Annotated in this window: 10 protein-coding genes and 1 riboswitch; of the genes, 8 read left to right on the top strand and 2 right to left on the bottom strand. The window is 45.5% G+C overall.

The window, feature by feature from the left end:
- Positions 1-39: 39 nt before the first annotated feature.
- Complete coding sequence (locus BUB11_RS02635; RefSeq protein ID WP_073027638.1) at positions 40-1,248, bottom strand: electron transfer flavoprotein subunit alpha/FixB family protein; 1,209 nt, start codon at positions 1,246-1,248, stop codon at positions 40-42.
- Between the two features lie 13 nt (positions 1,249-1,261).
- The gene (locus BUB11_RS02640; RefSeq protein ID WP_073027639.1) at positions 1,262-2,050 is read right to left on the bottom strand and encodes an electron transfer flavoprotein subunit beta/FixA family protein; all 789 of its coding nucleotides are present in this window, start codon (positions 2,048-2,050) and stop codon (positions 1,262-1,264) included.
- Positions 2,051-2,672: 622 nt separating this feature from the next.
- Positions 2,673-2,848: riboswitch (Lysine riboswitch) on the top strand.
- 86 nt (positions 2,849-2,934) lie between these two features.
- Here BUB11_RS02640 and dapA point away from each other — a divergent pair.
- The 8 genes from dapA to BUB11_RS02680 all read left to right on the top strand — a co-directional run bounded on the left by dapA (position 2,935) and on the right by BUB11_RS02680 (position 13,710).
- Positions 2,935-3,825: a 4-hydroxy-tetrahydrodipicolinate synthase gene (gene dapA, locus BUB11_RS02645; protein WP_073027641.1), complete on the top strand. Its 891-nt coding sequence runs from the start codon at positions 2,935-2,937 to the stop codon at positions 3,823-3,825.
- 523 nt (positions 3,826-4,348) lie between these two features.
- Complete coding sequence (locus BUB11_RS02650; RefSeq protein ID WP_073027643.1) at positions 4,349-6,040, top strand: PhoX family protein; 1,692 nt, start codon at positions 4,349-4,351, stop codon at positions 6,038-6,040.
- A 22-nt stretch (positions 6,041-6,062) separates the two neighbouring features.
- Positions 6,063-6,545 carry a GNAT family N-acetyltransferase gene (locus BUB11_RS02655; protein ID WP_073027644.1) on the top strand — a complete coding sequence of 161 codons (483 nt, stop codon included), beginning with the start codon at positions 6,063-6,065 and terminating at the stop codon, positions 6,543-6,545.
- A gap of 17 nt (positions 6,546-6,562) precedes the next feature.
- Entirely contained in the window at positions 6,563-6,862 is a 300-nt protein-coding gene (locus BUB11_RS02660) for a DUF6916 family protein (protein WP_084110129.1), read from the top strand.
- 33 nt (positions 6,863-6,895) lie between these two features.
- Complete coding sequence (locus BUB11_RS02665; RefSeq protein WP_073027647.1) at positions 6,896-7,399, top strand: phage tail protein; 504 nt, start codon at positions 6,896-6,898, stop codon at positions 7,397-7,399.
- A 13-nt stretch (positions 7,400-7,412) separates the two neighbouring features.
- Complete coding sequence (locus BUB11_RS02670) at positions 7,413-7,910, top strand: phage tail protein (protein ID WP_073027649.1); 498 nt, start codon at positions 7,413-7,415, stop codon at positions 7,908-7,910.
- Between the two features lie 14 nt (positions 7,911-7,924).
- Positions 7,925-8,458: a phage tail protein gene (locus BUB11_RS02675; protein WP_073027650.1), complete on the top strand. Its 534-nt coding sequence runs from the start codon at positions 7,925-7,927 to the stop codon at positions 8,456-8,458.
- A gap of 80 nt (positions 8,459-8,538) precedes the next feature.
- Positions 8,539-13,710, top strand: coding sequence for a cell wall-binding repeat-containing protein (locus BUB11_RS02680; RefSeq protein ID WP_073027651.1), 5,172 nt, complete (start codon positions 8,539-8,541; stop codon positions 13,708-13,710).
- The last annotated feature ends 202 nt before the right edge of the window (positions 13,711-13,912 follow it).

Genomic DNA, 13,912 nt, shown 5'->3' on the forward strand with positions numbered 1-13,912 from the left:
CCAATTCTGCAACGTTCAGCTATTAGCTAAACTAGTTTACTAACGCGCGCAGGCCAGGAGCTTTGAGCCCTTAATATCCTCAATGAGTTGAGGAACAACTTCATAGAGATCTCCGATGATTCCGTAATGAGCAATATTAAAGATGGAAGCAAGGGGGTCTTTATTGATAGCAAAAATTTGTTCAGAGCTGTTCATGCCCGCTGTGAACTGAACTGCGCCTGAAATTCCGAGGGTAATGATCAGTTTAGGCTTGACCGTTCTCCCGGATAAACCGATTTGTTGTTTGGCATTAATCCAACCTGCTTCAACTAAGGGGCGAGTGCCTGCTATTTGTGCGCCTAATAATTGAGCTAATTCCTTAATCATGGCCATGTCTTTCTCGGATTTTAAAGCTCGTCCGACAGCAATAATCACTTCGGCATCTGAGATGTTTTCTTCGATCTGCTTGTGGGTTACCTTCAAAACGTTGATAGAGGAGACCAATTGTTGGGGATCTAATTGGCAGAGAGTAATCTTACCACTGGGCTCACATTGTTTTTCGGGAGCATTCATGACCTTATATCGTACAGTTGCCATTTGGGGCCTCGTGTTAGGACAGATGATCTGGGCCATAATGTTTCCGCCGAAAGCGGGTCTGATTTGAACCAGGTCGGTATTTTCTTTCATTTCAAGGGTGGTACAATCAGCGGTTAAGCCGGTTCGAAATCTTGCCGCGACTCTGGGTGCCAATGAGCGGCCAATTGTTGTTGCCCCCACCAGTAAGGAGGATGGTTTAATCCTCTGGATAAAGTCCTCAAATGCTGCTGTATAAGGTTCAATGCGGAAATGCTTTAATTCTTCGTAATCATAGACAAAGACCTCGTCGACGCCATAGTGAAGTAACTCTTGAGCTTTGTCTTTAATGTTATAGCCGATAAAGACGCAATAAACAGGGAAATTGACGACGGAGGCGAGTTCTTTAGCCTTACCGATCAATTCCAGGGTTACGGGATGGATTTCCCCTTCCACGTGGTCAACGTAGACTCCGATGCCCTTCCATGAGTTTTTATCGACGGTCGTGGCTGCGTCTTCAATAAATTCCATAACCCCTTGGGGACCCTTTTTTACACAAAGTTTGCACATTTTACAGCCTGCGGTGATTTCAAGGGTTCCATTCTTATGCTCAAGGGCACCAAATGGGCAAATATCGACTAAGGCTTGAATGTTGGATTCGTTCAATTTTTCTTGGTGACAAATTAACGTACTCATGGCTCTACCTCCTCTAAACGAACTTTAATTGTTTGAGTTTATCCGCGATTTGAGCACTAAGCTCTGCTGAGGTGCCTGTCCAAGTTTCTCGATCCGAATTAACCGACGGGGGAAAGATTCGTTCAACCTGAGTCGGCGATCCACTTAACCCATAGCGAGTTTCATTGTTATCTTGAAAATCCTTGAAGGTGATCATTCTAATTTCTCGGTCTTTGGTACTCAGTTTTTTCTTGTAGGAGGGAAGTCGAGGCTGAAAAATGTCCTTTTCGACAGTTAAGAGACAAGGGAATTGAATTTCAGCGACTTCTATTGTATTGGCCATGTCCATTTCCACTTGAATGGACGTATCTTTAAGGTCGACGATGCTCAAGACATTAGCGATATGAGGTATGCCGAGATATTCAGCCATTTCAGGGCCGACCTGGGCAGTGTCTCCATCGGTTGTTTGCTTACCACAAAGTATGAGGTCGAAGTCGTCCAGTTGGCGAACCCCTTGGGAAATTGTGTAGGAGGTTGCTAGGACGTCTGCTCCGGCAAATTTGCGGTCCGAAACCAAGGCACCTTCGTCGACACCCATCATAAAGGCTTCTCGAATGACCTCCTTAGCTTGTGGGGGTCCCATACTAATAACTTGGATCGTTCCACCTTTTTGTTCTTTGAGCTTTAAGGCTGTTTCTATAGCAAATAAATCGTACGGGTTCATTTTGGAATCCACACCATCTCGTTTTAAGACACCTGTTACTGGATCAACGTCAATCTTTGAGGTTCCGGGTACTTGTTTGATACACACGAGAATTTTCATGCTCAACCTCCCACTTAATAATACGATAATAATGATCAAAGACGTTTAATGGTCAGACCACCAGGCCATATTTTTCATAATAGCACAAGATTCAGACCTGTTCAAAAACAAGTTTTCACAAGCTCACAAGAGGGTCTAACCCCCACACAATGGGAAACTATTCTGACGTTAAAATGTATCTGTGTTAAACAGAGATAAACAAATGTGTTAAGGACAGCGGTTTAAAATGCTGTTTGAAAAGGTCGCTTCAAAGAGCTTATGATCAAGAAATACAAAAACCCCATTCGCCACAAGCGTTTGAGTGTTCAATAATATCCATCTTTACTTAGATATCTGCAATTAGATTCGGGTAGAGTGCTTTCCCTTTTTTAGGTGTAACATAAGAGAGATTGAAAAACAGACTATTTATTTTTGAACACTAATGTTAAAATAAAACAGTCATAATCTTGTATTTGACTCTTTCATGTTTTGCACTAATCGAGTTTAGGGGAGGAATAGTATGAACCCTAAAGAATGCTATAATAGCTTATTCGCACAGAAGCTAATTGAAGAATTAGAAAAACGTAATATAGAAGGATTAATTTGGGCTTGACAAGTATAGCGATATATGAATAGACTTAATAGAATTGATAGAGGTGCATCATATAATCAGTACCCGAAGTTGTTAAGGTTTACGTAAGACCGTAGCTTCGGTGAAAGGTGTAGATGCCGAAGTTGGTCCCATTTACGTGGGGACTGGGCTGGTTGAACAAAATAAGATTTGTTCAACTGTCGCGTATGCGGAGAGCTATCTATATTACAGCGTGATTGAAAAATCATAGGGTAATTTAGTAGCTGATTCCGTATCAGCTATTTTTTTATATAAAAGGAGAGGTAGAATTAGTATGAAAAAGAACACTGTTTTCAAAGGTATCGCCACTGCTCTCATCACTCCTCTGGACGAAACAGGAATTAATTATGAGCAGTTGGGCAAATTGATCGATTGGCAAATTGTAGAAGGGATTGACGCTCTGGTAATTTGTGGAACGACAGGTGAAGCGTCGACCCTAACTGACGCCGAGCACAGAGCGGCAATTACATTTGCAGTTCAGCACGCAGAAGGCAGAGTGCCGATCATTGCTGGCACAGGTAGCAATGACACCGAATACGTGCATGACCTCACACATTGTGCCTGCGAAGCGGGTGCGGAAGCAATGCTCGTAGTTACCCCTTATTACAACAAGGCTACACAAAAAGGCCTGATTAAAATGTTTACTCAAATTGCCGACAAGAGTACTAAGCCTATCATTCTCTATAATGTGCCTTCAAGGACAGGTATAAACATTGAGCCTGCAACCTACGAAGTATTAGCTGAACACGAAAATATAGTAGGGATTAAAGAGGCAAATGGCAACATTTCTAAAATTGTTGAAACCATGGCGCGTGTGCATGGCAAGCTTGATTTGTATTCAGGCAACGACGATCAGATAGTTCCACTTATGGCGCTTGGTGGGGTTGGCGGCATTTCTGTGCTTTCTAACATTATGCCGGCACAGACACGTGAGATTTGCACCCGTTTTTTTAATGGTGACATTACAGGCAGTGCAGAGCAGCAATATAAACTTTACCCCCTTATAGACGCACTGTTTTGTGAAGTAAACCCTATTCCGGTCAAGGCGGCTATGGCAGCTATGGGTTTCTGCAAGGATTATCTCAGATCCCCTCTCACTACAATGGAGGATATATACCGTGAAAAGTTATTATCTCTTATGAAAGCACATGGATTAAACGTTTGAGGAAGGTCATTAGGGGCGAGACCAGCAAATCAATACGCCAATAGGGTAGTTTCGCTCATCTCTGGACCGAAAAGTGATACATGTTGGAGAAGCCTTGGTTTTTAGATTTGAATGGCGAGTTACAAAACGGAAGCCTTGAGGTACATTAAGTTGTAAGCCTCAAGGCTTTTTTGTATTTCAAGGGACCATCACGGAGTTCATATAAGTGGCTTTCTCAAAGTGCAGAAAATGAAAGTATGAACTGAGGGTCTTGGCGTACTGTGAGTTTTAGGCTCAATGAGTAGTCTTAATGGGCAAACAATCAAATTAATTAAAGAAATCTGTTCAAAAACTTCTATCTGGAGCTTAAATGTTGATACAGGCTTATTTCTGTTAGAATCCTGTTAGAACACCCTGATAAAATCATAATAGAAGCACCGTCAAGAAATAGATTACCCCAATTAAGCCGATTAAAGTTTATATCAACAATATAATTGAGCATCAGCCAATAAGGTTTTCTAAGATTTAATATAGGAGGAGCAAAATGGAACAAGACAAAAACAAATTAACTCGCCGAAGCTTTCTAGCTTATATGGGGTTAGGAACGGCTTCGATGGCGGCAATGTCCGTCGGTTTCGGAACCCTGGCGGAAAAAGCAGAAGCTGCAGAAAAAAGCAATGATTTATTCAATGGAAGTACTAACATGTTTTCCGCTAAATTTAACCCCATTCAGCCTTCGGATATGGATGAACTGGTTTTGCCTTCAGGATTCAAATATGATGTGGTGGCAGCTTATGGCGATCAGATAAATGAAAAAGGGGATACCTTTGGTTTCAATCCGGCTTCTCCCTGTTTCTTTCCTTTGAACGATGCCCCGGTAAACGATTCTAATGTCCACGGAATCCTTTGGGTTAACCATGAATCAGGCAGTTCCGTATGGGTTGAGGGAACGAAACAATCAGGCCATTATGCCACAGACCAGGTGAATAAGTTATTGTACAACATGGGAGGTACTCTCCTGGAAGTGTCAAGAGATAAAAGTGGGGTTTGGCATATGGTCGGCAATTCCACATATGCTCGTCGGATAACCGGTTTGGATCGGTTTGAGTTTACAGGTCCGGCCCGGGGGGCGAAAGCCGTAGGTGGTGCTGCAATAGTTCAGGGTACCTTGGCAAATGCCGCCGCCGGGAAAACCTTATGGGGCACGGTACTCTCCTGTGAACGTCATTTTGAGGATACCTGCCGAGTTGCAGGTTTTAACTCAACCCACTACGGTTGGATCGTTGAAGTTGACCCGTTTGACAGCACTTTCAAATTAAGGAAGCATACCTCCCTGGGACGCCTGCACCACGGAAATGCTGCCATGGGATTAAGTAAAGACGGAAAAGTTGTGGTATATACCGGAGACGATGTAAGCGGCGGTTGTATATATAAGTTTATTAGCAAGGGGGAATTTGACCCGGAAAAGGGCAAAGCCAATTCGGAGCTGCTCACGGAAGGCGCGCTTTATGCAGCGGATATGGCAAAGGGCGAATGGATCCCGTTAATTATCGATAAAGTTAAAGCCTGTCTTAACGATTATCAATTTAAACTCCCTGATACACTTAAGCAAACAAGAGAAGTGCTGCTGGGAATGTATAACGAACCGGCAGATATTTATGTTTATCCCCGGGAAGCTGCTCTGATTCTAGGCGCCACCCCTACAGTCCGGCCTGCCGATATAAAAATACACCCTTCTGATAACTCCCTGTTTATAGCGCACACAAATGATTATAGCAAAGGCAGCCTTCACGGTCATATTGTCCGTTGTATTGAGGAGGATGGTGATCTTGGAGCGATAAGATTTGAATTTGAATTCTTTACTGCCGGCGGGCGTCAAGTCGGCTTCAGCTCGCCAGGCAAGTTATCCCTTGACGACAATGGGAATATTTGGGTACAGAGCGATATTTCTTCCGACAGGATCGGTAAAGGGGCCTGGGCGAAGTTTAAAAACAACGGAATGTACCTGGTCGGAAAAGCCTATCCCGTCTCGGGGGGAGTACCGCAGTTTGCTTCCGCTCCAAGAGAAGCCGAATTCTCCGGCTCCTGGATTACACCGGACGAGGGGACTTTATTCCTGACTGTACAACACCCCGGTGAACAAACTGAGGTGGCCGCTAATCCCACTAGCATGTGGCCGCACCGGCCAGGGGACTCCGGTCCTCGCCCGGCTCTGGTTGCCATCACCGGCCAGTAAGCATTTAAGTGAGGAAAAACGCATGTTAAGACTTGTTCAAGCGCTTCCGGAGGATGAAACATTCTTAGTTCAAGTATATGCCGGCACCAGGGCAGAAGAAATGCGCAACTGGGGATGGAGTGAGCAGGAAAACGAAAAGTTTGTGAGTATGCAGTACCGGTTTCAGGTGCAAGCCTATCGAATGAAATACCCAGAGGCCGATTGGTATGTGATATTAATGAACAAGCAGCAAGCAGGAAGGCTGATTGTTGCCCGGACTGACGATGCTATCGTGTTGGTGGATATCTCTTTGTTACCCTCTTTTCGTAACCAGGGGATAGGTACCTTTTATTTAAAATCATTGCAGCGTGAGTCGGAAGCATGCCTCAGGCCGGTTGTATTGCGCGTACTTGTCTCAAACCGGGCTCGTTTGCTGTATGAACGGTTAGGTTTCTGTATTACTCAACAAAGTGATTTGCTTTATAACATGGAATGGCATCTTAGCTATATGCAAAATTTAAATTAACTTACGGGGTGGTATCTTTGCTAAATAATTCTTTATCAGCTTTTCAAACGGTGACAGGCAGCAAATTTGAAGTCATATTGGCGTCGGGAAATGTTCCGCTTGTGTTGTCAAAGATAATTGACCATGGCTCGACATCTGCCCACGAGCAGTTTTCCTTAATCCTGCTTGGACCGGGTACTCAATTTCTGCCTCAGCAGATTTACTCTCTTAGGCATGAATCACTGGGAGAACTCGAATTGTTTTTAGTTCCGGTAGGGCGGGAATCCGCTGGGAGTTATCAATACGAAATTGTATTTAACTGTTTTATTGATAAATAATTTTATAGATATTTATTAGAGAGGAGACTGGATATGGCTCAACCCTATGTTGGAGAAATCCGTATGTTTGCCGGGAATTTTGCCCCTGCCGGTTGGATGTTTTGTGAAGGTCAGCTGCTTCCTATCAGTGAAAACGAAACCCTTTTTCAATTAATTGGTACAACATACGGCGGCGACGGGATGTCAACCTTTGCGCTGCCGGATTTAAGAGGCCGTATCCCCATTCATCAGGGTAACGGTTATATATTAGCTGAGACGGGCGGTGTTGAAGAGGTGACACTTACCGTTCAGCAGATACCTGCCCACACACATCCTGCACAGGCTCAATCCGGGCCGGGCGACACCAACAACCCGGAAAACGCGGTCTGGGCCAAGTCGAATTTTTATCAGTATTCTGACCAGGCAGATAATTTGAAGAATATGAATCCTGGATTATTAGCTTCCACGGGGGGAAGCCAACCTCACTCTAATATGATGCCTTACCTTTGTGTAAGTTTTATTATTTCGCTTTTTGGAATTTTTCCATCCCCGACTTAAAGGAGGAAACAAAATGGCCGAACCATTTCTAAGTGAAATCAGACTTTTTTCCATTGTATTTGCACCAAAGGGCTGGGCCCTTTGTAACGGCCAACTTCTACCAATAAACCAAAACCAGGCTTTATTTTCCCTATTAGGAACCACTTTTGGAGGCGACGGCAGGGTTAATTTCGCCCTTCCTGACCTGCGGGGACGGGTGCCCTTACATGTTGGTGGTGAGCATACACTTGGAGAGGGAGGCGGGGAACAGGCTCATACGTTAAGTATAAGCGAGCTCCCTTCGCACACCCATAATCTACTTGGCAGCGGAAATCAAGCTATGACAAAGGACTTTGAAAATAACATCTGGGCTACAACGATGGCAAGTACCTATCATAAGACAGCTAATTGTGCCTTGAATGCTCCAGCCTTAACGAATGCAGGAGGCTCTCAGGCTCATCAAAACATGCAACCTTTTTTGACCCTTAGTTATTGTATTGCTTTACAGGGGATTTTCCCCTCGCCTAATTAAGGAGGTAGTTAACAATGGCTGATCCGTTTATCGGAGAAATACGTATATTCCCTTTTAATTTTCCTCCCAAGGGTTGGGCTTTTTGTGACGGCCAGCTGCTGCCACTATCTCAAAATACAGCTCTGTTCGCCCTTCTCGGAACCACTTACGGGGGAGATGGGAAAGCCAACTTTGCCTTACCTGACCTTCAGGGTATGGCCCCTATGCACCCTGGTCAGGGCTCAGGCTTATCCCCTCATGATCTGGGGGAGACTAGCGGTTCAGATACGGTGAGCTTGCTTGTTTCCGAACTGCCGGCACATTCTCATCAGGTTGTAGGAAATGCTGGAGAAGGGTCCAAGGAAAGCCCAGACAGTGCTTTGTGGGCTCACCCAAGAGGCCGCAGAACCGGAAATACTTATACCAGTGATCTGACGACTAACTTAAAATCGATGAGCAATCAGGCTATAGCCCCAACTGGGGGTAGTCTGCCTCACAATAACCTGCAGCCTTATCTGACTTTTTATTTCTGCATTGCTCTGCAGGGCGTTTTTCCATCTCGTCCATAACGAGACTACATTGGGAATGGAAAATTCTCTTATGTCCGGAAATATCCGAAGAAATTCGCCGGAGAAATGAGGAATCTGAAATGAAAATCAGTTTGAAACATTATTGGGCAAGTGCCGAACTGTCATTGAACCTGGGCCAATTTACAGAAAATGCTCTTGCCATTCTCTTTGCAATGGTTGCTTTCTTAGTGTTTTTGCCTGGGACGGTTTTTGCTGCAAATTATACTGTCACTAACTATAGTGACTCCGGCGCAGGCAGCCTTAGATCGGCAATTGAACAAAGTAATTCAGCAACAGGTCCAAATACTATTATTGTGCCGACTGGTACGTATACACTCTCTTCAGGCCCACTGGAGATTTTGAACCATGTTACCATTATCGGGGCTAATGGTGACTTGGAGGGTGATGCAGCTAAAACTATTATTCAGGCCTCAGATAGTGTGGACACCGCTAATACGCGTGTGTTTGATATTAATCCGCTTCAGGATGCTACCGGGTATAATGTTGCCTTAAAAGCCCTGACTATTCGCAATGGGAACGTAGGTGCGGGAAGTCCTTACGGCGGAGCTGGCATTGCTGCAGATACCGGCATAAGCACTGTGACGATTTATAATTGCATTGTAGAGAACAATAAGAGCAGTTATGAAGGGGCAGGCCTGCACATTTCCGGATTGGCAGGGGGCACTTTCCACATGGAAAAGACTGTAGTCCATAATAATACTGCCGTTGGCCCAGGCGGCGGTATTTTTCTAGAAGGAGATTTGAACGCTGCGATTAGCTTATCGAGTATACTGAACAATGCATCTCTTAGCAGTCAGGGCGGCGGAATGAGTATTCGACCTTATATTGCTGCAGGAATTATCACTATTACCAGCAGTACCATAACAGGAAACTCTGCTGCCGGAACTGACGTCGGACAAGGTGGTGGAATATACCTGAATTCCCCGGCTGCAATCACTGATACGATGATCAGCGGAAACGTGTCGGATTTAGATGGCGGAGGGGTGTATTATGCTAATTATGGGCCAGGCACTCTTACCTTGAGTAATACCATATTTGATAATAATTCTACGATCCAACTAGGTAGAACCAAAGATCTGTATATCCATACCGGGGAATACGTGAATGCTGCGCCAATCATTACTTCACCGGGTTCCATATTAGTTACGGAGGATGTGGCGTGTCCTTTGACAGGAATCAGCTTTAGCGATATAGACTCCGGCAGTGCAGCTGTTACAGCAACTTTCAACGTATCAGGCGGTGCCCTGTCTGCTACTTCCGGAGGGGGAGTAACTATAACCGGAGCAGGTACAGGAACGTTAACTTTGACGGGTACAGTATCAGATATTAGTGCCTTTATAGCAACTGGCCAAATTGCCTTTACAACAGCTGCAAACTCCACAGAATCCGTGACCCTGACAATTGGTATAAATGATGGGGGAAAAACAGGTTCCGGTGGAGCAAAAACTGATTCTTCGACTGTTACGCTTACAGTAACGGCTGTGAATGATGTGCCTATTGTAACTGCGTCTAGTGACATATCGGTTACAGAAAATTTACCATCGCCTTTAACAGGGATAAGCTTCAGCGATGTAGATGCTGGTAGTAATGGATCTGAAACGATGACTCTCAGTGTACCAAGTGGTACTCTGTCTGCTATTTCTAGTGGGGGAGTAACTGTAACCGGAGCAGGTACAGGAACCTTAACATTGACGGGTACAGTATCAGATATCAATGCCTTTATAGCAGCTGGCCAGATTGCCTTTACAACAGCTGCAAACTCCACAGAATCCGTGACCCTGACAATTGGCGTAAATGATGGGGGAAACACAGGTTCCGGTGGAGCATTAACTGCTTCAAAGACTGTTACACTTACAGTAACGGCTGTGAATAATGCTCCTACAGCTAAGAGCGTGGTACCAACCCAGAGCATAACCGGAACAGGGACGGTCAGCTTCACAGCATCGGATATTGCTGAGGATGTCGATAGCGGCGATATATTGACCATTACGGATATTATGACTGCTCCGGAGTCTGCAAAGGCAAAAGCAGTCCTTTTAAGCGGAACAGTCACAGTGACAGGAGTGGCTTCAGGCAGTACGTCCGTAGTAGTAAGAGCGAGTGATGGAAATGCTTCAGTAAATGTAACTGTACCCATCACGGTGGCACCGCCAACTGCTTATGCTCTCACCATTACGGCCGGTACGGGCGGGGCTATTACAACAGGCAGCAGTGGCAATTATCCAGAAGGATCTGTGGTCAGCATTTCGGCTACCGCAACCTCTGACTACAAATTCTACCGCTGGACGGCTGTTGGAGGCGGGACCTTTGCCGATTCAAGCAGCGCAAGTACCAGCTTCACTATGCCAGCGGCCAACGTCACGGTGATGGCAGAGTTTGAAGCGATACCTCCCACACCTACATCTCCGGTCATATCCAGCATAACTCCTTCGAGCGGGCCGGAATCGGGCGGGATAACTGTCACGATCAACGGCAGTGGGTTTACGGGAGCTACAGTGGTTAATTTCGGCACTGCCCTTGGAACGAATCTGACGGTTATCAGCGACACGTCAATAACGGTGACCTCCCCAGCGGGGACTGGCACAATAGATGTGACAGTGACAACGCCGGATGGGACGAGCGCGAAGAATTTAAGTGACGAGTTCACCTACACCAGCGCCAGCACTTCCTTAATCAGTATCACCACCCCAAGTGCCATCACAGGTGTGGCGAACGGGACAGAGAAAACGGCAGCAGCCTTGGGATTACCATTGAGCGTGGTCCTGGTAACGGGTCAAGGCAACGTCTCTGCCAATATAAGTTGGGATGTAAATGCATCATCATATGATGTAACCACAACGACAGAGCAGACATTCAGCGTGAGTGGAACCGTGAGTCTGCCGGCAGGGGTGGTAAACCCTAATAGCGTAGCGTTAACTACAACGATCAGCGTTACCGTTAATGCGGCAACGACAGTCGATAAGACCTTAATGAGTATCGCAGCCCCAAGCGACATCGTGGGTGTAGCCAACGGTACAGCAAAAACGGCTGTTGCCTTAGGGTTAACAACGAGCGTGATCCTGGTTACGGATCATGGCAGCGTCAATGCCAATGTGAGCTGGGATGTAAATGCATCAACTTATGATGTGGCCGCGACAACGGAGCAGACCTTCAGCGTTACAGGAACAGTGAGCCTGCCTGCAGGCGTAGTGAATCCAAGCAGTATAGCCTTAACAACAACTATCAACGTGACCGTTGATGCGGCAACGACGACCGATAAGACCTTAATCAGTATCACGCCCCTAAGCGCCATCACAGGCGTAGCTAACGGCACAGCGAAAACGGCATTAGCGTTGGGATTGCCTTCAAACGTGGTATTAGTTACTGATAATGGTAATGTCAATGCCAATGTAAGCTGGGATGTAAATACATCATCTTATGTTGTGACCAGAACGACGGAGCAGACATTCAGCGTAACCGGAACCGTGAGTCTGCCGGCAGGGGTGGTAAATCCGAACAGTGTAGCCTTAACCACGACCATCAGCGTCACGGTTAATGCGGCAACGAGTTCAGGGGGAGACTCCGGCGGCTCATCTGGAGGGAGCAGCGGAAGTACAACAACAGTAACAGGGGATGTCACCGATAGTAAAACAGGACAAATCGTGAGGGATATAGAAGCTCGGGTTACAGCTGGAAAAGACGGTAAGAAAACAATCGAAATTAATTCTAAAGAAGCCATCGTATTTCAACAACCAAACAGCACCCATAGTTCAGTCGTGGATTTAAGTAAACTGGGATTTTCATCCACAACTAACCCCGATTCCGAGATTACTTTGACAGCCGATGGAATCTTACAAATCAAGAACCTAGCTAATGGTACAGACTCTAACTTCACAGTAACCTATGATCTAGGAAACGGCCAAAGGATTACCATCGGAACCATCGAAGCAAAAGTAGGAAGTGACGGGAAAGTTAGCCTTTCAATTACCTTGATTGACCCTTATGGTATCATCACTGATCCGACCACTGGGCAGCCCATTGTCGGAGTCGATGTCACCTTGTACTATGCGAATACGGAACGAAATTTTAGGACAGGCAAAACTCCGGATACTATGGTACAACTTCCTATCCTTGATGGCTTTAAACCCAACAACAATAAAAATCCCCAAGTCAGTGATGCAAGCGGAGCATACGGCTTTATGGTTTTCCCGACTTCAGATTATTACATTGTAGCCACAAAAGAGGGTTACGAAGCTTATAAGAGTCCGACAATCTCTGTTGAACAAGATATTGTAAAATGGGATTTCAAGATGAATCAATCCATTACAGGGGTTAAACGGCTTGCAGGCCTGACGAGTGTGGACACCGCCCTAGAAATAGCTAAAGCCAACTACACCACAAAGCTTTCCAATGTCGTCTTAGCTACGGCAGAGAACTATCCGGATGCCTTAGCGGGAAGTGTTTTGGCCTACAAACTTAATGCGCCCATACTCTTAGTGGGTAACACAGAGGTCGACCAAGAGAAGATCATAGCCTATCTAAAGAGTAACTTAGAGGGAAAAGGAACGGTCTATATCCTAGGCGGCACAGCTGTGGTCAGCGCAGAGATGGAAGCCAAAGTAATGGCCAGTGGTTTTAACCAGATCATTAGACTGGGTGGAACAGATCGCTATGAAACCGCGGTCAAAATAGCAGACCAATTAGAGGTCCAGAGTGGAACACCGATCGTATTGGTCTATGGAGAAAACTATCCGGATGCTTTATCTATCAGCAGCATTGCGGCGGGTATGCAGAGTCCTATCTTATTAGTACAAAAAGAGGGACTCAGTAAAGCAGTCCAGGAAACGATTGCTGAAATTAAGCCCATCAAAGTCTATATCATCGGAGGAGAAGGGGTTATCAGTACAGCAGCAGAAAATCAAGTAGCGCAGATCACGTCGTTAGACAGGACGAATATTGTAAGAATCAGCGGAGAGGACCGCTATGAAACCTCTCTGGCCGTTGCCCAATACTTCAATTTGTCCGGGCAAAGTGTCTGTATAGCTACCGGTAAGAACTTTCCGGATGCCTTGGCTGGAAGCGTCTATGCGGCTAACTTCAATGCCCCGATAATCTTAGCAGAGGATAGTTTGTCAGATCAGGTTATAAACTTTCTCGAAACTAGGACAATGACCGGAGTAACCCTATTCGGAGGAGAGGCTGTCATTTCTAAAGACATCGAGCAACAGCTTCGACAATTGCTTGGGAAATAAGTACTGAAAAACAACAAGTAAAGGTGGCATGACTCTAGGAACCTTGGGTTATGCCACTAAATAAAACATTTTTCTTGTCGTGTGGAAGGAACGTTAGTCTGGAGAGCAACCGATGTTATGAACCTAACCCCAAAGCGAAACAAATGCCCATATAGAAACTCCCTATGATAGATGTTATTGATTCTACCATAGGGGGTTTTTT

Source organism: Desulfosporosinus lacus DSM 15449 (assembly GCF_900129935.1).
GTDB classification, from domain to species: domain Bacteria; phylum Bacillota; class Desulfitobacteriia; order Desulfitobacteriales; family Desulfitobacteriaceae; genus Desulfosporosinus; species Desulfosporosinus lacus.

Bases quoted from the DNA above. Each gene is read 5' to 3' on its own strand.
- BUB11_RS02670 (WP_073027649.1), top strand. From the start codon at position 7,413: ATGGCCGAACCATTTCTAAGTGAAATCAGACTTTTTTCCATTGTATTT.
- BUB11_RS02635 (WP_073027638.1), bottom strand. From the start codon at position 1,248: ATGAGTACGTTAATTTGTCACCAAGAAAAATTGAACGAATCCAACATT.
- BUB11_RS02675 (WP_073027650.1), top strand. From the start codon at position 7,925: ATGGCTGATCCGTTTATCGGAGAAATACGTATATTCCCTTTTAATTTT.
- BUB11_RS02655 (WP_073027644.1), top strand. From the start codon at position 6,063: ATGTTAAGACTTGTTCAAGCGCTTCCGGAGGATGAAACATTCTTAGTT.
- BUB11_RS02680 (WP_073027651.1), top strand. From the start codon at position 8,539: ATGAAAATCAGTTTGAAACATTATTGGGCAAGTGCCGAACTGTCATTG.
- BUB11_RS02650 (WP_073027643.1), top strand. From the start codon at position 4,349: ATGGAACAAGACAAAAACAAATTAACTCGCCGAAGCTTTCTAGCTTAT.
- BUB11_RS02640 (WP_073027639.1), bottom strand. From the start codon at position 2,050: ATGAAAATTCTCGTGTGTATCAAACAAGTACCCGGAACCTCAAAGATT.
- BUB11_RS02665 (WP_073027647.1), top strand. From the start codon at position 6,896: ATGGCTCAACCCTATGTTGGAGAAATCCGTATGTTTGCCGGGAATTTT.
- dapA (WP_073027641.1), top strand. From the start codon at position 2,935: ATGAAAAAGAACACTGTTTTCAAAGGTATCGCCACTGCTCTCATCACT.